Source organism: Corynebacterium phocae (genome assembly GCF_008693075.1).
In the GTDB taxonomy this organism is placed as follows: domain Bacteria; phylum Actinomycetota; class Actinomycetes; order Mycobacteriales; family Mycobacteriaceae; genus Corynebacterium; species Corynebacterium phocae.
In genome coordinates, this window is sequence record NZ_VXKJ01000037.1 from 170,264 (window position 1) to 193,675 (window position 23,412).

At 58.5% G+C, this 23,412-nt stretch carries 23 protein-coding genes; 19 read left to right on the forward strand and 4 right to left on the reverse strand.

Annotation, left to right across the window (positions count from 1 at the left end):
- Positions 1 to 130 precede the first annotated feature (130 nt).
- The 16 genes from aspS to F4V58_RS05175 all read left to right on the forward strand — a co-directional run bounded on the left by aspS (position 131) and on the right by F4V58_RS05175 (position 17,230).
- Positions 131 to 1,924, forward strand: coding sequence for an aspartate--tRNA ligase (gene aspS / locus F4V58_RS05100; protein WP_075733915.1), 1,794 nt, complete (start codon positions 131 to 133; stop codon positions 1,922 to 1,924).
- Positions 1,925 to 1,981: 57 nt separating this feature from the next.
- Positions 1,982 to 3,217 (forward strand): phosphotransferase, encoded by a 1,236-nt coding sequence (locus F4V58_RS05105; protein WP_342743306.1) that lies wholly within the window; start codon positions 1,982 to 1,984, stop codon positions 3,215 to 3,217.
- 1 nt (position 3,218) lies between these two features.
- Positions 3,219 to 4,577 (forward strand): replication-associated recombination protein A, encoded by a 1,359-nt coding sequence (locus tag F4V58_RS05110; protein ID WP_075733916.1) that lies wholly within the window; start codon positions 3,219 to 3,221, stop codon positions 4,575 to 4,577.
- A 90-nt stretch (positions 4,578 to 4,667) separates the two neighbouring features.
- Positions 4,668 to 7,340: an alanine--tRNA ligase gene (gene alaS, locus F4V58_RS05115; RefSeq protein ID WP_075733917.1), complete on the forward strand. Its 2,673-nt coding sequence runs from the start codon at positions 4,668 to 4,670 to the stop codon at positions 7,338 to 7,340.
- Between the two features lie 138 nt (positions 7,341 to 7,478).
- On the forward strand, positions 7,479 to 8,042 hold the full coding sequence (gene ruvX / locus F4V58_RS05120) for a Holliday junction resolvase RuvX (protein WP_075733918.1): 564 nt from the start codon (positions 7,479 to 7,481) through the stop codon (positions 8,040 to 8,042).
- Positions 8,035 to 9,213 carry an endolytic transglycosylase MltG gene (locus F4V58_RS05125; protein WP_075733920.1) on the forward strand — a complete coding sequence of 393 codons (1,179 nt, stop codon included), beginning with the start codon at positions 8,035 to 8,037 and terminating at the stop codon, positions 9,211 to 9,213. Before ruvX ends, F4V58_RS05125 begins: the two co-directional genes overlap by 8 nt.
- Positions 9,214 to 9,222: 9 nt before the next feature.
- A complete protein-coding gene (locus F4V58_RS05130; protein WP_075733922.1) occupies positions 9,223 to 10,071 on the forward strand; it encodes a shikimate dehydrogenase in 849 nt (282 codons plus the stop codon).
- A 12-nt stretch (positions 10,072 to 10,083) separates the two neighbouring features.
- On the forward strand, positions 10,084 to 10,464 hold the full coding sequence (locus F4V58_RS05135) for a prepilin peptidase (RefSeq protein ID WP_075733924.1): 381 nt from the start codon (positions 10,084 to 10,086) through the stop codon (positions 10,462 to 10,464).
- Positions 10,465 to 10,503: 39 nt separating this feature from the next.
- On the forward strand, positions 10,504 to 11,724 hold the full coding sequence (aroC, locus tag F4V58_RS05140; RefSeq protein ID WP_075733926.1) for a chorismate synthase: 1,221 nt from the start codon (positions 10,504 to 10,506) through the stop codon (positions 11,722 to 11,724).
- The gene (locus F4V58_RS05145; protein ID WP_075733928.1) at positions 11,717 to 12,265 is read left to right on the forward strand and encodes a shikimate kinase; all 549 of its coding nucleotides are present in this window, start codon (positions 11,717 to 11,719) and stop codon (positions 12,263 to 12,265) included. The genes aroC and F4V58_RS05145 overlap by 8 nt, the downstream gene beginning before the upstream one ends.
- The gene (gene aroB, locus F4V58_RS05150) at positions 12,262 to 13,332 is read left to right on the forward strand and encodes a 3-dehydroquinate synthase (RefSeq protein WP_075733930.1); all 1,071 of its coding nucleotides are present in this window, start codon (positions 12,262 to 12,264) and stop codon (positions 13,330 to 13,332) included. The genes F4V58_RS05145 and aroB overlap by 4 nt, the downstream gene beginning before the upstream one ends.
- Before the next feature lie 3 nt (positions 13,333 to 13,335).
- A complete protein-coding gene (aroQ, locus tag F4V58_RS05155; RefSeq protein WP_075733932.1) occupies positions 13,336 to 13,776 on the forward strand; it encodes a type II 3-dehydroquinate dehydratase in 441 nt (146 codons plus the stop codon).
- Positions 13,777 to 13,871: 95 nt separating this feature from the next.
- Positions 13,872 to 14,963: a M24 family metallopeptidase gene (locus tag F4V58_RS05160; RefSeq protein WP_075733934.1), complete on the forward strand. Its 1,092-nt coding sequence runs from the start codon at positions 13,872 to 13,874 to the stop codon at positions 14,961 to 14,963.
- Positions 14,964 to 15,103: 140 nt separating this feature from the next.
- Positions 15,104 to 15,667 (forward strand): elongation factor P, encoded by a 564-nt coding sequence (gene efp / locus F4V58_RS05165; RefSeq protein WP_075733936.1) that lies wholly within the window; start codon positions 15,104 to 15,106, stop codon positions 15,665 to 15,667.
- 14 nt (positions 15,668 to 15,681) lie between these two features.
- The gene (gene nusB, locus F4V58_RS05170) at positions 15,682 to 16,290 is read left to right on the forward strand and encodes a transcription antitermination factor NusB (protein WP_075733938.1); all 609 of its coding nucleotides are present in this window, start codon (positions 15,682 to 15,684) and stop codon (positions 16,288 to 16,290) included.
- An 88-nt stretch (positions 16,291 to 16,378) separates the two neighbouring features.
- Positions 16,379 to 17,230: a PPK2 family polyphosphate kinase gene (locus tag F4V58_RS05175; protein WP_075733940.1), complete on the forward strand. Its 852-nt coding sequence runs from the start codon at positions 16,379 to 16,381 to the stop codon at positions 17,228 to 17,230.
- Between the two features lie 54 nt (positions 17,231 to 17,284).
- Here the strand turns inward: F4V58_RS05175 and F4V58_RS05180 are convergent, their stop codons facing one another.
- A complete protein-coding gene (locus F4V58_RS05180) occupies positions 17,285 to 17,488 on the reverse strand; it encodes a hypothetical protein (RefSeq protein ID WP_150385713.1) in 204 nt (67 codons plus the stop codon).
- A gap of 649 nt (positions 17,489 to 18,137) precedes the next feature.
- Here F4V58_RS05180 and F4V58_RS05190 point away from each other — a divergent pair.
- From F4V58_RS05190 to F4V58_RS05200, 3 genes are read left to right on the forward strand one after another with little or no spacing between them, the layout of a single operon-like run.
- The gene (locus tag F4V58_RS05190) at positions 18,138 to 18,845 is read left to right on the forward strand and encodes an ATP-binding cassette domain-containing protein (protein WP_245803037.1); all 708 of its coding nucleotides are present in this window, start codon (positions 18,138 to 18,140) and stop codon (positions 18,843 to 18,845) included.
- 49 nt (positions 18,846 to 18,894) lie between these two features.
- Positions 18,895 to 19,974: a hypothetical protein gene (locus tag F4V58_RS05195; protein ID WP_150385715.1), complete on the forward strand. Its 1,080-nt coding sequence runs from the start codon at positions 18,895 to 18,897 to the stop codon at positions 19,972 to 19,974.
- A gap of 4 nt (positions 19,975 to 19,978) precedes the next feature.
- Complete coding sequence (locus F4V58_RS05200) at positions 19,979 to 20,563, forward strand: hypothetical protein (protein ID WP_075733948.1); 585 nt, start codon at positions 19,979 to 19,981, stop codon at positions 20,561 to 20,563.
- 339 nt (positions 20,564 to 20,902) lie between these two features.
- Here F4V58_RS05200 and F4V58_RS05205 read toward each other — a convergent pair whose 3' ends face one another.
- The 3 genes from F4V58_RS05205 to F4V58_RS05215 are packed head-to-tail and all read right to left on the reverse strand — an operon-like array spanning position 20,903 to position 23,326.
- On the reverse strand, positions 20,903 to 21,397 hold the full coding sequence (locus F4V58_RS05205) for a YbjN domain-containing protein (protein WP_075733950.1): 495 nt from the start codon (positions 21,395 to 21,397) through the stop codon (positions 20,903 to 20,905).
- Complete coding sequence (locus F4V58_RS05210) at positions 21,390 to 21,920, reverse strand: YbjN domain-containing protein (RefSeq protein ID WP_075733952.1); 531 nt, start codon at positions 21,918 to 21,920, stop codon at positions 21,390 to 21,392. Before F4V58_RS05210 ends, F4V58_RS05205 begins: the two co-directional genes overlap by 8 nt.
- Before the next feature lie 47 nt (positions 21,921 to 21,967).
- Positions 21,968 to 23,326, reverse strand: coding sequence for a TIGR01777 family oxidoreductase (locus F4V58_RS05215; protein ID WP_075733954.1), 1,359 nt, complete (start codon positions 23,324 to 23,326; stop codon positions 21,968 to 21,970).
- Positions 23,327 to 23,412: the final 86 nt, after the last annotated feature.

The window sequence follows — 23,412 nt, forward strand, 5'->3', positions numbered from 1 at the left end:
CCAACAGTTCACAAGTTGCGTGCGGGGAGTAGACTCGGTGGGCGTTAATGTGCCTTGGCACCGGCGCGCGCTGTCTACGCGTGGCGGGTGCTGTCTAAGGTGCGACAAAAGATTGAAAGGAATCACTACAGTGCTGCGTACGAATCTTGCAGGCGAACTGCGCGCGGAGATGGCCGGTCAGACCGTCACCCTAACCGGATGGGTCTCCCGCCGCCGCGACCATGGCGGAGTCATCTTCATTGACTTGCGTGACCGTTCCGGTATCGCTCAGGTTGTCTTCCGCGAGTCTGAGGTAGCTGAGGCTGCTCACGATCTTCGCTCGGAATTCTGTGTCCAGGTCACCGGCGTCGTGGAAAAGCGTCCGGAGGGTTCCGCGAACCCCAACCTGGCCTCGGGTGAGATTGAGGTCAACGTCACTGAGCTCAACGTGCTATCCGAGTCCGCCGCGCTGCCTTTCCAAATCGATGACCCCTCTACTTCCGGTGAGGTAGGAGAAGAAGCCCGCCTGCGCTACCGCTACCTGGACCTGCGCCGCAAGAGCCAGGCCGGCGCTATGCGCCTGCGCTCGGAGGCTAACAAAGCCGCCCGCCGTGTGCTTGATTCCCATGACTTCACCGAGATTGAGACCCCAACGCTCACCCGCTCCACCCCAGAGGGCGCGCGTGACTTCCTGGTGCCGGCTCGGTTGAAGCCCGGTTCCTGGTACGCCCTGCCGCAGTCCCCACAGCTGTTTAAGCAGCTGCTCATGGTGGCCGGCATGGAGCGTTACTACCAGATTGCGCGCTGCTACCGCGATGAGGATTTCCGTGCGGACCGTCAGCCGGAGTTCACGCAGCTAGACATTGAGATGTCTTTCGTGGACCAGGATGATGTCATGGAACTGGGTGAAGAAATAGCGCGGGAGCTGTGGAAGCTCATTGGCTATGATCTCAAGACGCCAATTCCGCGCATGACCTACGCCGAAGCCATGCGACTCTACGGCTCTGACAAGCCGGACCTGCGCTTTGACATCAAAATCGTGGAATGCGCTGAGTTTTTCAAGGACACCACTTTCCGCGTGTTCCAAAACGAATACGTCGGTGCCGTGGTTATGGAAGGTGGCGCTTCCCAGCCCCGCCGCCAGTTTGACGCCTGGCAGGAGTGGGCAAAGCAGCGCGGTGCCAAGGGCCTGGCCTACATCACCGTTGGTGAAGACGGCGAGCTCGGTGGTCCCGTGGCCAAAAACATTACCGAGGAGGAACGCGCGGGCATTGCTGCGCACGTGGGCGCTAAGCCAGGGGACGCCATCTTCTTCGCGGCAGGCGACACCAAGTCCTCCCGCGCGCTGCTGGGCGCAGCCCGTGGTGAAATCGCCCGCAAACTTGATCTCATCAAAGAAGGGGACTGGGCCTTTACTTGGGTCGTAGACGCTCCTATGTTTGAGCCCGCCGCGGACGCCACAGCTTCCGGTGACGTGGCCTTGGGCAACTCCAAGTGGACCGCCGTCCACCACGCGTTTACCTCGCCCAAGGCGGAGTATATGGACTCCTTTGATTCCGCGCCCGGTGAGGCCCTGGCCTACGCCTATGACCTGGTGTGCAACGGAAACGAAATTGGTGGCGGTTCCATCCGTATCCACCGCCAGGACGTGCAAAAGCGCGTGTTTGACGTCATGGGAATCGGTGAGGAAGAGGCGCAGGAGAAGTTCGGCTTCTTGCTGGACGCTTTCCAGTACGGCGCACCACCTCACGGCGGAATTGCCTTTGGTTGGGACCGCATTGTCTCACTGTTGGGTGGCTTTGACTCCATTCGCGATGTCATCGCGTTCCCCAAGTCCGGCGGCGGAGTAGATCCGCTAACCGATGCCCCCGCACCGATCCCCGCGCAGCAGCGTAAGGAAACCGGCGTGGACTTCAAGCCGGAGAAGAAGCAGCAGGACAAGTAACACCTAAAAAATTCGCGCTCGCCGTATCTCAGCGGGCGCGTCAGGAAGGCGCAAGACGTGGTCGTTGAACAATCAGACCAGCACAGTAGTACTAACCGCGACAACCTTGACGTTGCCGCTGCCGTGGAGGTGGCTCGGGAGCTGCTTGTGCGGCGGTTTGGAGGCTCCCCGGAGCTCGACGAGGTCGAGCATCTGGGAGGTTCCGGCAATGGCATAGTAGCCCGGGCCCGTCTTGCGCCTTCGCCCTTCCTTCCTTACCGCTCCGTGGTGGTCAAGCACATGCCTTACACCGATAGTGAGGGAGATGACGTGGCTTTCCTGCGGGAGGTAGTGGCGTATCAGTTCACCACCTCCTTGCCGTCCGACGTGCGCCCTGGGCCGCTTTTGCTGGCGCACGACGTGGAGTCCCGCGTCCTGGTGTTAACCGACATCGGAGACGCGCAGACCCTGGTTGACGCCCTCGACCACGCAGATGAGAGGCAACGAATCACTATCTTGCGCCAGCTAGGGGAGCAGCTAGGAAGAATGCACGCCGGTACGGCCTCGCGTGAAAACGACTATGACGCACTTTTGTCGCGGATGATGAAGAAAAACCCTGACTTTGCCGAACGCCAGGCGGAGCGCGACCAAGGCCTGCTGTACTCCATCAAGATTGGCCAGGACATCTTGGCGGCGGCCGGGTTGGAACCGCCCGCAGAGTTCCGCGACTACGCACAGCACGCGGCCGACATCCAGCAATCGGGGCGCGCACGCGCCTTCACGCCCTTTGACCTTTCCCCGGACAACATTGTGGTGGGGGACAAGATTCACTTCCTCGACTATGAGTGGGCGGGCTTTCGCAATGTGGGCTTTGACGCGGCCTCCGTCATCGCGGGTTTCCCGCAGTTTTTGTTCTTCCGTCCCTTCACCAACAAGGAATCGGAAGTATTCCTCAGCGCCTGGCGCCGGGAGATCATAGAGACCTGGCCCCGCTATGAAAATGACTTCAACCTTCACCGCCTAGTGGTCTCCTCGCTCATTGGCTGGGCTCTATCTAGCGTGAGCATGCTCTGCGCTGACGGCATGGATGCACTGCTGGCCATGCTTAATCAGGGTCTGGATGAGCAGGAGCAGGCGGAGTTCCTGCGCCCAAGTTCCCAAGGCCCGTTTACTGAGGATGAACTGCTGGTGCGCCAGGATCTTTATGAGACCTTTGAGGCCTTGTCCCGGTATTCTTCCACGGGAGGGGAAAAATGCCGTGCCGTAGCCGGCTTTGCTGCCGCGGTAGCCGAACGACTTAGCCCCGCTAAATAAGATGGACCAGGACGCGCTGTTTGGGCCCGCTGCCACAACCCCCAGCGGGCAACCCGCACGGCTGGGACACAACATGTTCGACACCCACGCCGGCTCCCCACTGGCCGCGCGTATGCGCCCACGCACACTCGACGAGGTCCTGGGCCAAGATCACCTCCTAGAACCCGGTAAGCCCCTGCGCCGCCTGGTGGAGGGCTCCGGTGAGGCCTCCGTCATTCTCTACGGCCCGCCGGGTACGGGCAAGACCACCATCGCTTCGCTCATTGCCACGGCCATGGGCCAAAATTTTGTGGGGCTCTCCGCTCTAGACTCCGGGGTCAAACAGGTTCGCGAGGTCATCACCCAAGCCCGCCAGGACGCCATCCGCAGCGAGCGGACCGTACTCTTTATCGACGAGGTCCACCGTTTTTCTAAGACCCAGCAAGACGCGCTCCTGGCGGCCGTGGAAAACCGCTTCGTGTTGCTGGTGGCCGCCACCACCGAAAACCCCTCCTTCTCCGTGGTTTCGCCGCTGTTGTCGCGCTCGTTGCTATTGCAGCTCAAACCGCTGGCGGAAGATGACCTTAAGGCCCTAGCCACCCGGGCCCTAGCCGATGAACGGGGTATCGGCGGCAGGGTAAGCATGACCCCAGAGGCGCTTAGTCAGCTGGTCATGTTGGCCTCCGGTGACGCGCGCCGCACGCTGACCTACCTGGAGGCCGTGGCTGCTGCCGTAGAAGACGGCGGGGAGATCACGCCGGTAACCATCAAGGCCAACATTGACCGCGCGGTGGTGCGCTACGACCGTGACGGGGACCAGCATTACGACGTGGTTAGTGCGTTTATTAAATCCATTCGCGGCAGTGATGTTGACGCCGCGCTGCACTACCTAGCCCGCATGATTGAGGCCGGGGAGGACCCACGCTTTATCGCGCGAAGGTTGATAGTGCACGCCTCCGAGGACATCGGCATGGCAGATCCGCAGGCGTTGCAGGTGGCAGTCGCTGCTGCCGATGCCGCCGCGCTCATCGGACTGCCCGAGGCCCGGCTGCCACTGGCCCAGGCCACCATCCACCTGGCCACAGCGCCGAAGTCCAACGCCGTCTACCGGGCGATTGGTGCAGCGCAGGCCGATATCCGCGCAGGCAAGGTGGGCCATGTGCCGCCGCACCTACGCGACGGCCACTACGCCGGGGCCAAGGAAATGGGCAACGCGGTGGGGTATATCTACCCGCACGACCAGCCACGTGGGGTGGCGGCGCAGCAGTACCTGCCGGACGCCCTTGCGGGAGCGGAGTATTACCAGCCCACGGAATTCGGGGCGGAAAAGCGCATAGCCGAATACTTGGGGCGGCTGCGGCGGCTTATCCGGGGGAAATAGCGGCGCTTTGCTGCGCCTCGTTGGCGCTGGCCGGGCTGGCGGGTAAAGTATTGCGGGTTAGTGTAGGCAATTAAAAAGGAACAGACCGCCGTGAAGACCCATGAGATCCGCAATCGCTTTACCCAGCACTTTGTTAACGCTGGACACGAGGCCGTCCCCAGCGCCTCGCTGATTCTGGATGACCCCAACCTGCTCTTCGTTAACGCGGGCATGGTTCCCTTCAAGCCTTATTTCCTAGGCCAGCAAAACCCCCCCTTTGCCAACGGCACCGCTACCTCCATCCAGAAGTGCGTGCGCACTCTGGACATTGAGGAGGTGGGCATTACCACCCGGCACAATACATTTTTCCAGATGGCCGGCAACTTCTCCTTTGGCCAGTATTTCAAGGAAGGTGCCATCACCCTAGCGTGGGGCCTGTTGACCAACTCGGTTGAAGAAGGCGGCTTTGGCCTTGATCCGGAACGCCTGTGGGTCACCGTGTATTTAGACGATGATGAAGCCGCCGATATTTGGCATGAAAAAATTGGCGTTCCCCGCGAGCGCATCCAGCGCCTGGGCATGGAGGATAACTACTGGTCCATGGGTATTCCCGGGCCATGTGGTCCGTGTTCGGAAATCTACTACGACCGCGGTCCGGAATACGGCAAAGAAGGCGGGCCCGTTGCCGATGACAACCGTTACATGGAAATCTGGAACCTGGTATTCATGCAAAACGAACGCGGGGAGGGGATTGGCAAAGGCAACTTTGAAATCTTAGGCCCGCTGCCGAAGAAAAATATTGATACCGGCATGGGCGTCGAACGCGTGGCCTGTATCTTGCAGGGCGTGGAAAACGTCTACGAAACCGACTTGCTACGCCCCGTCATTGATGTGGCCGAACAGCTCACCGGCGCGCGCTATACCGAGGACGCCGACCCGCAAGACCTCATCCGTTTCCGCGTGGTCGCTGACCATTCACGCACCGGCATGATGCTGATCCTGGACGGCGTTACCCCTTCCAATGAGGGACGCGGCTACATCCTGCGCCGCCTGCTGCGCCGGATCATTCGCTCCGCCCGCCTGCTCGGTGCCAAAGACGCCACCATGAGTAAATTCATGAACTCGATCATGGACACCATGGAGCCTTCCTACCCAGAGATTGGGGAAAACCGCGAGCGAATCCTGCGCGTTGCGGTAGCTGAGGAAAAGGCCTTCCTCAAGACCCTGGAGTCCGGCACCAAGCTCTTTGATGACGCAGTGGCCGGGCTGAAGTCTGCTGCTGCGAAAAAGCTCACGGGGGATAAGGCCTTTGAGCTGCATGATACTTACGGGTTCCCTATCGATTTGACCCTGGAGATGGCGGCTGAGGCCGGCCTGGAGGTAGACATGGAGGGCTTTAACGCCGCCATGGGGGAGCAGCGCCGCCGGGCCAAGGCTGATAACCAGGCCAAGAAGCATGGGCACGTGGACCAGTCCATCTACCGCGAGTGGTTGGACAATCACCCCACCGAGTTCACCGGCTTTGACACTCTGGAATCAGACGCCAAGGTCCTGGGCCTGGTGCGCGATGGTCAGAAGGTCACCGACGTGCAGGTGGGTGACGAGGTTGAGGTTATTTTGGACCGCACCCCGCTCTACGCGGAGGCCGGTGGCCAGTTAGCCGACCGCGGCCGGATCGTGGCAGGGGACACCCTGCTCGAGGTGGGCGACGTGCAAAAGATTGGCAAGCAGCTCTGGGTTCACAAGGCCAAGGTCACCGCCGGCGGCCTGGACCTAGGTTCCACTGTCAGCGCCGAGGTGGACCCGCGCTGGCGCCACGGCGCGGTCCAAGCCCACTCCGCCACCCACCTCATCCACGCCGCTTTGCGCCAGGTGCTTGGCCCCACTGCCGTCCAGGCGGGGTCCTTGAACCGGCCGGGTTACCTGCGCTTTGACTTCAACTACACCGAGCAGCTCACGCCCGCTCAGCTGGAGGAGATCGCCCTTATCACCAACCAGGCCGTGGACGCCCACTTTGACGTCAACACCATTGAAACCACCCTGGACCACGCCAAGGATATGGGCGCAATGGCGCTGTTCGGTGAGAACTACGGCTCGGAGGTCCGCGTCGTGGAAATCGGTGGCCCATTTTCCATTGAGCTTTGCGGCGGCACCCACGTGGCCAACTCTGCGGAGATCGGCCCTGTCTCCGTGTTGGGCGAGTCCTCCGTGGGCTCCGGAGCCCGCCGCATCGAGGCATACTCCGGTATGGACGCTTTCCGCTACTACTCCAAGGAGGCCGCGCTCATCGAGGGCGTGTCCCGCGAGCTGAAGGTCCAACCTGAGGACCTGCCGGAGCGGATTGCCAACCTGACGGAGAAACTTCGCGCCGCCGAAAAAGAGATCGCTCAGCTGCGCAAGGCCCAGCTCATGGCCGGCGTGGGCGAGCTGCTCAACCAGGCACAAGACGTCTCCGGATTCCGCGTGCTCACCGCCGCGTTGCCTGAAGGTGCTACCGGCGGGGACCTGCGGACCGTGGCCACCGACCTGCGCAACCGCGTGAAGGACGAGCCAGCCGTCATCCTCCTTACCGCTCGAGACGGCGCGAAACTGCCGTTCATCGTGGCAGCCACCAAGCCCGCGATTGAGCGTGGTGTGAAGGCCGGTGACCTGGTCAAGCGCTTCGGCGAATATGTCGAAGGCCGCGGCGGCGGCAAGCCGGACATGGCGCAGGGCTCTGGCTCTCACCCGGACGGCGCGCAGCAAGGTTTCCAGGCAATCAAGGACCTCCTGGAGACTCTGTAGCTGGCCCCAGCCCCACGAGCAGAAGGTGGCATCCACGCGGGTGCCACTTTTTTAGTGGGGTTTACCTACGCTATCCGCCGCCAGTTAGATACAATAAGAACCCAAGATTTCATTCACAAAACCTTTCAAGGAGTCCGCATGTCCATTCAGCCCGACAAACCGGGGGTGGAAGACCCAGGTCCCGGCCGTCGGCTGGGGCTGGACGTGGGTACTGTGCGGATCGGGGTAGCGGTGTCTGACCGGGACGGGAAGCTGGCCATGCCCGTGGAAACTATAAAGCGGGAAACCGGTTTTAAAGACCAGGACAAAGCAGATATCGACCGCCTAGTAGAGTTGGTCCGCTCCTACCAAGCCGTGGAAATTGTAGTGGGTTTGCCAAGGGATTTACATGGCAACGGATCCAAAAGTGTCAAACACGCCAAAGAAATCGCGTTCCGGATCACCCGCAGGCTGAAAAATAGTGCGACTATGGATGAAGTGGTTCCGCCAGTTCGGATGGCTGATGAAAGACTAACTACCGTGGTGGCAACTCAAGCGTTGCACGCTTCCGGCGTGAATATGCGGAAGGGCCGCAGCGTTATCGACCAAGCCGCTGCCGTAGAAATCTTGCAATCGTGGTTGGATGCACGTGCTCGCGTGCTGACAAACTGCGCTTGCTCGTCAGCTAGCGAAACGTTTAACAAGGAGAATTTAGATGACTAACACCGGGTACAATGACACCGCCGTGGTGGCCCAACGAAGAACCAAGCGGCAAAACAGTCTGGCTATAATTATCGCCTCATTGGTGCTCATCGTGGGAGTTGTGGGGTATTTAGGAATTCGTATGCTTAGTAACGATCCTGCGGTAGCCGATGATTATGAAGGCAATGGCATTGAAGAAACCGTACTCGTGGAGGTCGCGGAAGGCTCCTCCATGTCGGCGCTGGGGCCGGTGCTGGAAGAAAAAGACGTCGTGGCCTCAAACCAGGCTTTCCAGACCGCCGCGGCCAACAATCCGGATGCAGCTTCCATAAAGCCCGGGTTCTTCACCCTCCGTAAGCAGCAGAGCGCGAAATCTGCAGTAGAGGCCCTACTAAACCTGGAAAATATGGTCGATTTGCTCGAAGTCCAGGGTGGCTCCACCTTGTCTGACGTGGTTGTCGTTGGTGGGGATGTTCGCTACGGCATCTACTCCATGATTTCCCAGGTCACTTGCGCTGAAGGTGCCTGCGTGGATAAAGCTGAGCTGGAACGCGTTGCCGCCACCGTGGATCCGGCTGAATTGGGCGCGCCGGTGTGGACCCACGAGCCCATCAGGGCCCGCGGTGATGACCCCAAGCGGATTGAAGGCCTCATCGCTCCAGGTCAGTACATCCTGGACCCCACCATGGGGGCGCAGGAAATCCTTACCGATCTCATCACGCGTTCCGCAGAGGAATACAACAAGACCAACATTGAGCAACGCGCGGGCACCATTGGACTGAGCCCGTACGAACTGCTCACCGCCGCGTCACTGGTGGAGCGCGAAGCACCCGCCGGGGAGTTCGACAAGGTGGCCCGCGTTATTCTCAACCGCTTGGCTGAGCCAATGCGCCTGGAGTTCGACTCCACCGTCAACTACTCCCTGGACGATGTGGAGCTAGCCACCACGGATGAGGCCCGCAACGCTGTGACGCCGTGGAATACTTACGCTAAGGACGGATTGCCAGAGACTCCCATCGCGTCGCCGTCCCAAGAGGCTATCGGAGCCATGGAAAATCCGGCTGAGGGTAACTGGAAGTTCTTTGTCACCGTTGACAACGACGGCACGACCAAATTCTCCGACACTTTTGACCAGCACCTTGGCTTAGTCCAGGAGGCGCTTGACAACGGTGTTCTTGATTCCCAACGATAAGGATTAGATATGCCACGCGCCTTTGTTCTTGGAAGCCCCATCAACCACTCTTTGTCGCCGGTATTACACAATGCCGGGTACAAGGCCCTGGGATTAAATGACTGGGCGTATGGCTGTATCGAGGTCACGGAACTTTCCCTGCCAGCCGTTATTGACAGGTTCGAAGAAGACGTGGTGGGCCTGTCCGTGACCATGCCGTGCAAGTTCGCGGCGTTGGAATTTGCGGATATTGCCACCGAGCGGGCGAAGACGATCGGCTCCGCGAACACCCTGCTGCGCACTCCTAAGGGCTGGCGCGCGGATAACACCGACACTGAGGGAATGGCGGGTGCCCTCGGGGAACTGTTGGGCACACGCGCAATAGAGCGGGCTTTGGTTATCGGCTCCGGCGGTACCGCGCGCCCCACCCTGTGGGCGTTGGCCCAGCGCGGCGTCACTCGCGTGGACCTGCTCAACCGGAGGGACCGTACCGACGAGCTCGCCCCGCTGATAGAAGCGCTCAACGAGGACAACGCCACAGCCGGACGCCCGCCCATGGAGGTGGTTCCGCAGACTTTCCACACCGATCTTCGTGAATTGGCCATGGCAGCGGGGGTAATAATTTCTACCGTTCCCAGCCCGGCTATCGCCGGCTACCTCCATCACCTGGGGCACGCACCGGTCATTGATGTCATCTACGATCGGATGCCCACGCCGCTGATGAAATACGCAGCTGCGAATGGCCACAAAACCGTGGGCGGGCACGTGATGCTGGCGCATCAGGCTTTTAGCCAGTTCGAGCAATTTACCGGGCACCCGGCCCCGCGCGCGCACATGGTGGCAAAGCTAGAAGAGGCGCTGTCCTACCGGATACGCTAAGGTCTTCCAAGTATGTGGGGGATTTTATGGGGGATCTGGGCGCTGGCGCTTAGTTATTACGACATCCGGTTCCGGCGTTTGCCGGACCGGCTGACATTGCCCGCTGCGGTAATCAGCCTGGCGGTATTTAGCCCCACCGGGTTGGCCTGGTGTGGGACGTACCTCGTCCTGGCGGTGCTCATAGGCGGGATCGGTGGCGGGGATATCAAGCTGGCGCTGCCGTTGGGGATGGTCGTCGCGCATCTTGGCGGTCTGTGGGCAGTGTTGGTGGCCATGGTGGCGGCCAGTCTGATTACAGTGGTCCTGACTGCGGCTTTGAAACCGCGTCGCGGCTGCCCGCACGGGCCAAGTATGCTGCTGGCGGCGACTTTGGTAGCTATGAAGCTAACCTAATTCACACCTTTGGGGGTTGGACGTGCGATAATAGTCCCCATGCTTCGATGGACAACTGCCGGGGAATCCCACGGCCAAGCGCTTATTGCCATGGTAGAAAATCTGCCTTCTGGAATTCCAGTCACTGCAGAGGAAATCTCCCACCAGCTCGCACGCCGCCGGCTTGGTTACGGCCGGGGCGCGCGGATGAAGTTCGAGCAGGATGAGCTCACGCTCCTATCCGGGATCGTGCACGGCAAGACCATCGGATCTCCCATCGCCATTATGATTGGCAATTCCGAATGGCCCAAATGGACCACCATTATGAGCCCGCACCCCCTAGACCCGGAGGATCCGGCAACACAGGCGGCCCTGACTTCTGGGCGCGGTGCCAAACTTACCCGCCCCCGCCCGGGCCACGCGGATTTTGCGGGCATGGTCAAATACAATCACGACGGCGCGCGCCCCATCTTGGAGCGATCATCTGCCCGCGAAACCGCTGCCCGGGTGGCCGCAGCCACCCTGGCCCGGAACTTCCTCCGTGAAACCTTGGGCGTGGAGGTATTTTCCCACGTTGTGAGCATTGGCGCGTCAACTCCCTCTGCGGCCGCTCCGTCTTTTGCTGACCTCAATGATATTGATAGCTCTCCAGTGCGCTCCGCCAGCAAGGAAGCTGAGGAATCCATGGTTGCGGAGATTGAAAGCGCCAAGAAGGCCGGGGACACACTCGGTGGCATTGTTGAGGTAGTAGTCTCAGGGCTTCCGGTAGGACTAGGCTCGCATATTTCCGGTGAGGCCCGCCTAGACGCCCAGTTGGCCGCCGCGCTCATGGGTATCCAATCGGTTAAGGGCGTTGAGGTGGGCGACGGCTTCGAGGAAGCCCGCCGCCGCGGCACCCAAGCGCACGATGAAATGGTTCGCGAAACCCAAGGGGGCGTTGGCAGGCTGAGCAACCGCGCCGGCGGACTTGAGGGCGGCATGACCAACGGCCAAGACTTGCGGCTGCGGGCAGCTATGAAACCAATCTCCACAGTCCCGCGCGCGCTCAAGACCGTGGACATGTCTACCGGTGCCGCAGCCACCGCGATCCACCAGCGCTCGGACGTGTGCGCGGTTCCTGCGGGCGGCGTGGTGGCTGAAGCCATGGTGGCCTTGGTACTCGCGCGCGCCGTACTGGAGAAGTTTGGGGGAGACTCCCTGGCAGAAACCAAGCGCAACGCGGAGTCCTACCTGGACTACGTATCCTACCGCCTAAGCTTCGAGGAGGAAGCTCATGACTAACGGCAACGTTCACTTCGGCCACCAGCCACGCGTAGTGCTGGTGGGCCCTCCCGGCTCCGGAAAGACCACCATCGGGCGGCGGCTATCGCGAGCCCTAAACTGTGACCTTGTTGATTCCGATGCCATGATTGAGCAGGCCAAAGGCAAGCCCTGTGGTGAGGTCTATTCCGAGCTCGGCGAAGTTGCCTTCCGGGAGTTTGAGGCCACCATTGTGGCCAAGGCTCTGGAATCCAACGGGGTGGTTAGCTTGGGCGGCGGCGCCGTGCTGGCGGAGTCCACCCGCCACCTGCTGGAAGCCATGACCGTCATTCACCTAGACGTCACCGCTGAAGAAGGTGTTAGGAGAACCGGAGAGGATGACTCGCGCCCAGTTCTAGCTTCCGGTAACCCCATAGCCCGCTACCAAGAGCTCCTTGACCAGCGGCGTGAGTGTTATAGAAGTGTTGCCGATTTCAAGGTACGCACCGATGGCCGAACACCCCAGCAATCCGTGGGTGACATTTTAGGGTTCTTAGAGGCAGCAGAGGGGTTGCAATCATGACCATCATCAAAGTCAACGGCCCTAGTCCCTACGAAGTGAAAATCGGGCACAATCTGGGTGAAGATATAGTTGCTTTTGTAAAATTGCGCGGGATTGACAAGGTAGCCATCATCCATCAACCGCCGTTGGCCGCACCCGCCCGCCAGCTGGCGGGCGAGCTGGAGTCGCTTAACGTCCAGGTCGTGTTACTTGCGGTACCAGACGCGGAGGCCGCCAAAACCTTGCAAGTATGCGAAGGCCTCTGGGACCGCCTGGGGGAGGAGAACTTCTCCCGCGCCGACGCGGTCGTTGGACTAGGTGGCGGTGCCGTGACGGACCTGGCGGGGTTCGTGGCAGCCGGGTGGATGCGCGGTATCAAGGTCATCCAGGTTCCCACCACCTTGTTGGCCATGGTGGACGCCGCAGTTGGCGGAAAAACCGGAGTAAACACCGCCGCCGGGAAGAACTTGGTAGGAGCCTTTCACGAGCCCAGTGCAGTGTTTATTGATATTGACCGCCTGGACACATTGCCCGTAGAGGAATTGATTTCCGGGTCCGCGGAGATAATCAAGACTGGTTTCATCCATGATCCCGTTATTATCGAGCGCTACCTAGACAACTCCAAGGAATGCCTGGAGTCTACCGGGTTCCTCCCGGAGCTTATTGCGCGCTCCGTGGCGGTCAAAGCTGCCGTGGTTTCCGAGGATCTTAAAGAGGCCGGCCTGCGTGAGACCCTCAACTACGGGCATACCTTCGGCCACGCCGTGGAGCTGCGGGAATACTACACCTGGCGCCACGGCCGGGCGGTTGGAGTAGGCATGATGTTTGCCGCCCATCTGGCGCATTGCCGCGGTCTCATCGACGCGGAGCTAGTGGAGACACACCGCCGGATCTTGGAATCCGTGGGACTTGATACCCGCTACCAGCCCGGGCACTTTGATGAGCTGTATTCTGCGATGACGCGGGATAAGAAAAACCGTGGCGGGCACATACGGTTTGTGGCCTTGACTGGTATTGGCTCCACCACGCGGATAGAAGACGCTACCGTGGATGAACTACGCGCGGCTTATGCCGCGATTTCGGAGTAAAAGATGGATATTGTTGTCCTCAACGGCCCCAACCTCAACCGCCTGGGCAAAAGGCAGCCGGAGGTCTACGGCTCCACCACTCTCTCAGACGTGGAGGCCCAGATCCGCGAGCGCGCGGCGCAGTTAGGGCTCAACGTTAGCTTTGCGCAGTCCAACCACGAAGGTGAGTTAATTGACGCCGTGCACGGCGCTGCGGACAGGGGAGCAGCCGTTATCATCAATCCTGGTGGGTTGACACATACCTCCGTGGCACTGCGCGACGCCTTGGCCGAAATTGCCGACGCCGCCGGATTCGTTGAGGTCCACATCTCTAACGTCCACGCACGGGAGCCCTTCCGGCACCATTCCTACCTCAGCCCCATTGCCAAAGGCGTTATCGCTGGTCTGGGAACCTTCGGATACCTTGCCGCATTGGAATACTTTGCCCAAGACCAGCCGGGTTAATTGGCCCCAGCCCGACCGGGTTAATTCGCTTAAGCCTGACCGGGTTAAAATGGGTGGCCTATCCCTGATTTTTCGCTTTAAGGAGGAGCCCACCCATGGCCCAGACAGACACAAGTTTTAGCAACCGCCGCCAGAAACTAGCCGCTCAACTACCTGAGCAGCAGGTTGACGCGATGTTGGTCACCCACCTCACCCATGTCCGCTACCTGACTGGCTTTTCCGGGTCAAACGGCGCGCTGTTGCTCTCCGGGGATCTCTTCGCCACCATGGCAACGGACGGTCGCTACACGACCCAGATTGCTGAAGAAGTCCCCGATATCGAAGCCATTACCGGGCGTGCAGTAGGACCCGCGTTGCTGGCAACGGTCGAAGCTCCGCTCCGCGTGGGTTTTGAAGCCGATTACGTTAGCGTGTCACAGCTAGACAAGCTAAAAGAGGAGACGCCCGAGGGCATTGACCTGGTGCCGGTGACCGGGGTTATTGAAAAAATCCGCCTGGTCAAAGACGCGGCGGAGTTGGACGGTCTGACACAGGTAGCGCAGTTGGCCTCGGATGCCCTGGAGGCGTGCCTTGACGCCGGCGAAGTTGCTATCGGGCGCACCGAACGGCAGGTAGCGGCGGACTTGGAGTACCGTATGCGCGTAGCCGGGGCGGAGCGGGTGTCCTTTGACACGATTGTGGCCTCGGGACCAAACTCTGCCAAGCCTCACCACGGCGCGGGCGACCGCGTGCTGGCCAGCGGTGACATTGTCACTATCGATTACGGTGCACACGTGGATGGTTTCAACTCGGACTGCACTCGCACCTTCGTCCTCGGAGAGGTGGGGGAGTTTGCCCGTGAAATCTACGAGTTGGTTCTAAAGTCCCAGGAGGCAGGCGTTAAAGCCGCCGTGCCGGGGGCCAGCTTGGTTGACGTGGACGCGGCGTGCCGGGACATTATCAAGGAAGCCGGTTATGGCGAATACTTTGTGCACTCCACGGGTCACGGTATTGGCCTTGACGTCCACGAAGCCCCCTACGCCGCCACCACGGGCAGCGGTGAGCTTAAACCCGGTATGACCCTGACCATCGAGCCGGGTGTCTACGTCCCGGGCAAGGGCGGCGTCCGGATCGAAGACACACTCATCATCACCGAGGGTGCCCCGGAGGTAATCACCACACTGCCAAAGCAACTCCGCGTCCTCTAGGTTTCCTGGAACATCTTCAAGGGCCTCAGCGCTCAACGACTATTTTGGGCCTTGGGTTCCTTAACTGTTATTTGAACCGCGTGCTTTGGTACGCTTAAGGCCTGTTTTCAACACCAACTATTGGGAGAATCTTTAAATCCATGGCTGATACTACTGACTTCAAGAACGGTCTTGTCCTCAAGATCGACAACAAGCTGCAGCAAATCATCGAATTCCAGCACGTCAAGCCAGGCAAAGGCCCGGCTTTCGTGCGCACCAAGCTCAAGGACGTTGTCTCCGGCAAGGTCACCGACAAGACCTTCAACGCCGGCGTCAAGGTTGAAACGGCCACCGTTGACCGCCGCACCATGACCTACCTTTACAACGACGGCCAGAACTTTGTTGTCATGGATGACAAGACCTACGAGCAGTTCGAGATTCCGTTTGACAAGTTTGGCAACGCCGGACGCTTCCTGCTGGAAAACATGCAGGTCCAGATCTCCTTCCACGAAGGTGAAGCCCTCTTCGGCGAGCTCCCCATCTCCGTTGACCTGAAGGTTGAGCACACCGAACCTGGCCTGCAGGGTGACCGCTCCAACGGCGGCACCAAGCCTGCCACCCTGGAGACCGGCGCTGACATTCAGGTGCCCCTGTTTATCGAGATCGGCAACGTCCTAAAGATTGACACCCGCACGGGTGAGTACCTATCCCGCGTGAATAGCTAGGTTAGAGACTTTCAGTGAGCGCAGAAAAGAAATCAGAAGAAGTCAACTACAAGCGGCACACGGCGCGCTATCGGGCCCGCCGCCGCGCAGCGGACATTCTGTTTGAGGCGGAAACCCGTGACGTGGACCCTGTGGCCATTGTCGAAGACCGCGTGGCCTTGGCTCGTGATGTAAACAACGGGGTGGCTCCTATTTCTGATTACACTCGCGAAATCATCGAGGGTGCGGCCACCGAGCTTGACGCTATCGACGAAGCCATCACCCGTTATTTGTCTGAGGACTGGGAATACCACCGCCTTCCTGCCGTTGACCGCGCAATCTTGCGCGTGGGCTGCTGGGAGCTGCTGTTTAACCCGGAGGTTCCCGCCGCTACCGCGATTGTGGAGGCGGTGGAAATTGCCTCTGAATACTCCACGGATAAGGCAGCGCCATACATCCACGCCGTGCTGGATGATATTGCTCAGTCGCGTTCGGACGCCAACCCCATGAACGTGGGCGGCGTTGAATCCGAGCCTGAACAGTCCGATGGCTTGGATGAAGAGTTGGACAGTGGTCTCGATGATGACCGCGATCAAGAGGACGACCACGGTTCAGACAGCGACATCCCGCCGCTGGAGCCTTAATAAGAACCAAGAGCACCGAAGTCCCCCGATTTATCAAAACCGGGGGACTTCCTCGTGGAACAGGCCGCCGGCAACTATGCTGAAGAGTATGGCTGAATTCACAATAGCGGACGCACTTAAGCTGCGCGCAGGCAAGAACTTCCACATTTCGGACGTGGATCCCACCTCCACGCCGGGCTTTGACGGTGACAAAGACGAGCTCAAGAAAGAGTTTTCCAAGTTCGACGATGAGCTCTATGATCTGCAGGAGCGCCTGTTTGCCAACGGGCGGGCCCACGGTGACAGCGCTCCTTCGGTACTGCTTATCCTGCAGGGCATGGACACCTCCGGCAAGGGTGGTGCCATCCGCCACGTGTTTTCGACTTTCGACCCGCAGGGGACCTATACCACCGGCTTTGGCAAGCCCACCGAGGAAGAGCTGGAACACGACTTCCTGTGGCGGATCCGCAAGCACGATCCCCAGCCAGGGCAGATTGTGGCCTTCGACCGCTCGCACTACGAGGATGTTCTCATCCAGCGTGTCCACGAGTGGGTGGACGAGGATGAGATAGACCGGCGGATCGAGGCCATCCGCGAATACGAGGCGGAGCTGGCCGCCAAGGGCGTGCGGATCATCAAGGTTATGCTGCATATCTCACAGGACTTCCAAAAAGAAAACCTCATAGAGCGCACCGAGCGGGAGGATAAATTCTGGAAGTACGACCCTTCAGACGTTGAGGAGCGCCAATACTGGGATGACTATATGCGGGCTTACGAGGACGCCATCCGGCGCACCGACGCCTTCCACGCCCCTTGGTACGTCATCCCCTCCGACAACAAGCGTTACGCGCGCACCGCGCTCAAGGCCCTCATGGTGGATCTGCTCCGCCACTTGGATTTGGCGTGGCCTCCCGCAGACTTCGATCCAGAAACCGAACGTGAACGGATTAAGAACTCCTAATATGATGTCAGGTCCGCACACGATGTCATAGCTTTTTACAGATCCGGCGGGATTTTAGGTACTGGGGTGTTGGTCGATGGGTTGGGCGGCAAAGTGGTCTTCAGCTCGGTCGCGTTGGCGCTGCCAATGCTGCTGGTTGGTCTTTGAGTCAGTCTCCTTACCGGCCAACAATTCATTCGTGACAGCAGGATCCGTGATGGCGCTGGCAACGACGCCCGCACCGTCACCACCAAAAGCGAATCCGTTCGGCTTAATCAAGCAACAGCTGGCAAGGAGTAGAGTCATCGAATAACCCAATAACCTGGAACAATTTAGAGACGCTGGCAAGCACGTTTCGGGATGTCGCTTAACACTGGAACAATCACTGATTAGAGTGAGCTAAAATATTCTACTTAGCAGCAATAGGCCAAGCTGGCTCACGAAGTGACCGCGAAGCCTGCTGTTTCTTTGGAAAATCGATCTACATTTCTTACGCACAGATATAAGGGGTCTATTTTGAAATTTATTAATCGCCAACAACTGATCTTTCCATTACTAGCCTTCATCTGGTAGTCTCACCGGGAACTGCCAACGCTGAAGGATTTTTTGAGACCCAAATGCATGGGGTGAGAACAGGATTCAAGACGCGCACATGGACAGGTGCAGCCCTCGATAGCTACAACACTGAGATAACAGCGTCCCGGTGTCTAAATAACCCGCATGGTTCTCCCGGAAAGGTGGAATTCACATTGCATCGAGCAATTAAGTTCTGGCCAGACGTTAATCTGGGTTCAAGAAACCTCAATCATTGCTACCGGAGCTGGGACAGGGGAAACTGGGGTAACGTAGCCAGCGGACTCTACTATGGAGAGGTGCAGACCTTCGACTGGAATCAACTCACCATCGAATGGCCCAAGGTGGTGTATTAGTGCCTATAGAGCTGCAAGCACTCACCGTTGTTCGGCAGGGGAGGTGCGTACTCAATATTCCGCATCTCGAGATAGGCAACCGGCCGACTTTACTGCTGGGGGCAAATGGCGCCGGGAAATCTACCTTATTATCTCTGATTTCCGGGCGCATGAAACCAACTAGCGGAACAATTTCAGCCACTGATTCCATAGCCTTCGTTGAGCAGCAGTTTAAGCCAATCGTTGGTTTCACTTGCGCAGAGTACTGTGCATATGTGGCATGGTTGTTCGGCCAGGATAGGAAGGCTGCAGCTAAAAATAGCCTAAGCTGTCTAGAATTCACCAACCTAGACCATCTGGCGAATCAGCGTTGCGAAAATCTAAGTGGTGGTGAAAGCTCCCGCTTGGCGATAGCAACTGCATTAAACACCGGGGCAACTACACTACTTCTTGATGAGCCTAGTGCGGCTCTTGACACCGTCAATAAGCAGCATATTACCGAGATTTACCGGAAAATAGTTGATGCAGGCCAAAATCTAGTCGTCTCCACCCACGACTCCGGTGAGCTACAGGAACCTTTCAGCAGAGTGATCGTGCTCGCCAGCGGGACAATAGAGTTTGATGGCGATAGAAAAGAGTTCTTAGAGTTAGCCGACACGGAAGGCAACTCTGCAGCACAGGTGCTAGCCCGTTCTTTCAGAAGCAGGAGGCAGGGCTATGGTTCCTGAATTCCGTCTAGCACACTGGGCACGTAGGCCTTCTGCGTGGATATGTCTGGTGCTGGCTCTACTCAGCCTGGTGCCAATTCTCCAGTTTCGCGGAACATTTTATTCTGAGCAAGTATTAGCAGCGTCTACAATGGCACTTTTTTTATTAGCTCCAGCTGTAGCAATAGCAACTGCATGGGAATCCTCACGGTTCCGGTTCTTGGCCGAACACGGTCTGTCTATAGCACTGAAAATTTGGCGAGACCGCACACTCATGTGGTGTCTCGTGGTACCTATTGGATATTTCTTTGCCATCCTTGTCCAAAGCTCCAATACCTTTATTTTCACTAAGATCAGCTTTTGGCTGATGCTTTTCTACGCCCTGGTTGTTGGAGTCTCATGGACGTTGATAGGGACTATATTAGGGTTTACCCTGAGCCCGGTTCTGGCAATGTGTCTATCCGGCGGCATATCCTTCGCATGGTACGCACTTATAGTAGCTATCCCGCCCGGGCCAATCGACCGGGTGACTGGTAAATTTTTGGTTTGTTGTTCTTACGGGGAAGTTCTAAATAGCCAGGCTATCTTTCTGGCAATGCTTGGAATAGCGAGCGCAGCCTTCATCATCACTGGTTTATGCTTAGTCTGGAAGTTATCACGGTTCACCGGTATGCTGCTGTTATGCCTAGGAATCATTTCCATGGCAATGACCTTCAGTATAGGTAAATCGATGAACCCTACTGGTAGCGCTCCACGTGATCCTTCTGAGATGAAGTGCCGGGATAATATTTGCGCGTGGCCAGAAATCCCCGATTCATATTTTGAAAACAACGTCCTAGCCCTTGATGAGCTGCGAAAAGTCGCACCAGAATCCTGGAATAGCTATATAAACAACCCCATTTTATGGGGTAGTGGCTCTAGAGATTCTTTAACTTTTGTTGGGCTAAATAACGTAGACGGAGTACTTGGCGCATTTGTAGATCAGGCAGCCTCAGCACAGCTGATCCGTGAAGGTAAAAGTATATGTGGCATCCCCGCTCAGGAGCTAGGGATCATTATGACGAGCCTCCCGTGGCCTCCCGAACAAGTTGTTGAGCTTAGTGTGGTGCACGAAAGGCTCGAAGATAATTACTGTCCGCAAAGAAGGTGATGATATGAACCGCTATCTTAAGCTCTATTCGCGTGGCCATAAACTTCATATTTTCATGCCGGCAATTATCAGCGTAGGAATAGTCGCAACTTTATTTGAACAGGTCATAGTCGGGATACCCTGGCTCCATTCCTATCAGTTCTTCACTATTGGCGTACTCCTGGCCTTCGCCTACAGCCTGTTACCAATCATCGTATTCCGTAATGAGATTTCCCGGCTAGAAATCGCTTCTCCTAAGTCTTGGATGTTAAGCGATTTGGGTGTCTTAGCCACGCTCTGGTTCACTCCTTGGATTGGCGCAGTCGCCGGCCTTTTTAGTACCCGCTTTGCCTATATCGCCACCTTGCTACTAGCAGTCTGCGTCGTGTTAGGAAGCGTGCTACGAACAGATACTTTATCCTTATTGCTTTTTGCTCAATTTATTGCACAAACAGCATTATGGACAGTTTTTAGTGGCACGCGAGCACAGCACCTACTATTCGTTCTGGATACCCCTACCAGTTTTAAAATGCTGCTCGCCAGTATTTTGAGTCTAATGCTCACTGCATTATTCCTACAAAGATTTAAATCTAACTCTGCTCAAGACTAAGTAATCCCCTTGACAAGGCCCCTTTTCTACCATTTATATTTTGTGCCGAAAGACCTACTGCGTCCGTGGTGCTTAGGCGTGGCATCATCTGAGGCTTCCTCCCTTGACTCCCACGCGCTGGAGAAACTTTCTTTCACGTGCTGGGAAGTGTGGTCGAAGACCCCGAAGGCGGTAACCGCACAGTACTCGAGCTGTTTGGAGCCCAGGCCGGCGCCCACACCGGTAGGAAGCTTTGCCCTTGGAGTGGGACTTCGTTGCGTTGATGAATTCACATTCCGCGCCAAGGGCAGCCAGGGGCCGGCCAGGTGGCCGATTGTCACCGGTATGGGATGTGGTTATTTAGGACTCTTGTGGGGCTTCGTTACCGGCGGTCTCGGAGCCCAACTTAGCCATCTCCTGGGCGGCGGAAACCATGGCGTCCTGCGCCCGCAGCACGCCGTCCACGGCGGCCTTGAGCTGGGTCCGCAGCTGCTGGTCGTTCATGCCGGCGGCGATGGGAAGCTCGCGTTCGGTGCGCACCACCAGGGTGCCCTCATATTCGGAGATAACTGCCCGCGCGCCGAAGGCCACGGAGTTGATCTGATTAGCCGCCAGGAACAGCCCGGCGTCCGCGCCCAAGAAGGTGGCGTCCGTTTGGACGTCGCAGCGCACCAGCGCCACGGAGTCCAGAACCGCGAACAGGCACGGCAAGCCATTGAGGTTGGCGGTGGCGGCGTCATCGCGGCCCTCCACGCGCTCTAGCTCAATTTCGAAGGTGGCCATGGCCTCGATGATCCGGTCGATATCAACGATGGCTAGGGAGTTTGGGTCGTTAGGGTTCAGCGTCTTAGTCATTGTGAGGCTCCTGCCAGGTGATTAGCTGCGGGTATTTCTGTTCAACGAAGGCAAATGCCTCAAGCAACGCGTTGAGCGAGGCCATGACAAAGGCTCCCAGCTGGTTGCGGCTGGCACCGTCCGCTACGTTGAGTTCGCGGACGGCGGAGATGGCCAACGTTTGTTCCGGGGATTCGAAAAAGCGCAGGGTGGGCGCGAAGTGCTGGGAGTTCCATTCGTTGATGAGCTGGAGTACCTGGGGGCCTTCGGAGCTGGGAATCCGGCCGCGCCAGATGGAGTCAATCACCAGGACATCGCCGCGCACCTGCATGGCGATAGCGGTGTTGATAAAACCGGTGCGCAGCACCTTGACGGTGGTTTCCGCGCTTTGTTCGCCTTCCTTGTCTTCCCCGTTAGGGGCAGGGGCGGGGGCGTCTTCAATTCGGTACTTGAGCCCCTGTTCGGTGAGGATTTCCTCAATGCGGTCAATTTTTACGTCAATTACCGGGGTATCCGGCAAAATCTGCGGTTCTGGAGTGGTCACAAAATGTCCCTTTTACGGTAGACGACGGTGTTTACACTCCACCTTAACTAATCAGCTACGCAAACGAGTTCCTCGCCCCCCAGCTCGTGGGCAAAGGCTTGCTGAATATGCGGGTAGCGGAAGGTGTGGCCCAGGTTTTCCAGGTAGGCCGGAAGCGCCCGCTGGTCCGCAAGGGCCAGCTCACGTGCTCCTTCTTTACCCAGCAGTAGGGCGGGGCCCAGGGTGGGCACTGGGATGACGGTGGGGCGGCCAAGCTCCTTGCCCAGCGCTTTGACCATCTCCCGGTTGAGTACGGGGTTGGGGGAGGTGGCGTTGATGGGCCCTTCCATTGACTCATCGACAATGGCGCGGAAATAGATATCCGTGAGATCGTCGTGGGCAATCCAGCTAAACCAGAATTCGCCGTCACCAAACGGCCCGCCAAGCCCGGTTTGGAAAAGCAAACGCAGCAGCGGCAGGAGTCCGGAGGCGCTGGATAGTGCCACGCCGGTGCGGATATTGACCACGCGCTTGCCGGCGTCCCGGGCGGGGAGCGTGGCTGCTTCCCAATCAGAGACGGCGTCGGCAAGAAAGCCTTCCCCCCGGGCGGAATTTTCATCCAGAGGTTCCTCACCGCGGTCGGGGCCATAGATGCCCACAGCGGAGGCGCAGACTAGCGCCGTGGTTGACTTGCTTTCCGCCACTAGCTGGGCGAGTTTCCGGGTGGGCCCTACGCGGGAGTCGCGGATTTCTGCCTTGTGGGAGTCATTGAAGCGCCCAAAAATGGGCTCACCGGCCAGGTGCACCAGGACGTCGATGCCCTCAAGGAGCTCCGGTGCAGGGGAGTCCGGATCCCAGTGGCGCTGGCCCGGCTTGGTCTTGCCGCGTACCAACTGGATGACGTCATGGCCGGCGGTAGTTAGTTGCGCGGACAGCGCTCGGCCCACGCCGCCCCGGGAGCCGGTCATGGCAATGACTAGCGGCTTGGCGGCACCGTTGAGGGAGTGCATGCGGGCAAGGAAGTCGAAGTCGCCGATGAGCTGGCGCTGGCGGTAGGCGAAGACGCTTTCCAGGGCGGCACCCGGGATACGGGTGTCTACGGTGTCGGTGATAAGGGTGTGGGAGTTCGGGGCGTCGGCAAAGGTATGGATGTGGCGCCAGTTGGCCAGCTTCTGCAAGGGAGCGCTGATACACACATCAGCGAACTGGTAGCCGCGCTGGTAGCGGGAGAGATCGTGGCGCGCTACCCATTTCAGCCCGGCCGGCAGACCCAGGATGGTGGTGCCGTCGGAAAGGCGTTCGGCTTGCTTGAGGGGCACCATGGGAACGAAGGGGGGCGAAAGCCTGGTCAGCGCGCCCGGCCGGGTGTGCCACTGCCACACCAGTTCGCGGGGCGCTGCCACGGTATGCGTTGCTTGAAAACTCAACTTATGTGTTCCCTTCGGTTAAATTTTTGCTACCACCTAGAATAGACCAGAAAGGGTGTATTCGTTTCTACGAACTGCTAAGCTGT

What these genes read in the sequence shown, in the direction of transcription:
- F4V58_RS05110 (WP_075733916.1), top strand. Translation starts at nt 3,219, where the DNA reads ATGGACCAGGACGCGCTGTTTGGGCCCGCTGCCACAACCCCCAGCGGG.
- ruvX (WP_075733918.1), top strand. Translation starts at nt 7,479, where the DNA reads ATGTCCATTCAGCCCGACAAACCGGGGGTGGAAGACCCAGGTCCCGGC.
- F4V58_RS05125 (WP_075733920.1), top strand. Translation starts at nt 8,035, where the DNA reads ATGACTAACACCGGGTACAATGACACCGCCGTGGTGGCCCAACGAAGA.
- F4V58_RS05130 (WP_075733922.1), top strand. Translation starts at nt 9,223, where the DNA reads ATGCCACGCGCCTTTGTTCTTGGAAGCCCCATCAACCACTCTTTGTCG.
- F4V58_RS05135 (WP_075733924.1), top strand. Translation starts at nt 10,084, where the DNA reads ATGTGGGGGATTTTATGGGGGATCTGGGCGCTGGCGCTTAGTTATTAC.
- aroC (WP_075733926.1), top strand. Translation starts at nt 10,504, where the DNA reads ATGCTTCGATGGACAACTGCCGGGGAATCCCACGGCCAAGCGCTTATT.
- F4V58_RS05145 (WP_075733928.1), top strand. Translation starts at nt 11,717, where the DNA reads ATGACTAACGGCAACGTTCACTTCGGCCACCAGCCACGCGTAGTGCTG.
- aroB (WP_075733930.1), top strand. Translation starts at nt 12,262, where the DNA reads ATGACCATCATCAAAGTCAACGGCCCTAGTCCCTACGAAGTGAAAATC.
- aroQ (WP_075733932.1), top strand. Translation starts at nt 13,336, where the DNA reads ATGGATATTGTTGTCCTCAACGGCCCCAACCTCAACCGCCTGGGCAAA.
- F4V58_RS05160 (WP_075733934.1), top strand. Translation starts at nt 13,872, where the DNA reads ATGGCCCAGACAGACACAAGTTTTAGCAACCGCCGCCAGAAACTAGCC.
- efp (WP_075733936.1), top strand. Translation starts at nt 15,104, where the DNA reads ATGGCTGATACTACTGACTTCAAGAACGGTCTTGTCCTCAAGATCGAC.
- F4V58_RS05175 (WP_075733940.1), top strand. Translation starts at nt 16,379, where the DNA reads ATGGCTGAATTCACAATAGCGGACGCACTTAAGCTGCGCGCAGGCAAG.
- F4V58_RS05200 (WP_075733948.1), top strand. Translation starts at nt 19,979, where the DNA reads ATGAACCGCTATCTTAAGCTCTATTCGCGTGGCCATAAACTTCATATT.
- F4V58_RS05205 (WP_075733950.1), bottom strand. Translation starts at nt 21,397, where the DNA reads ATGACTAAGACGCTGAACCCTAACGACCCAAACTCCCTAGCCATCGTT.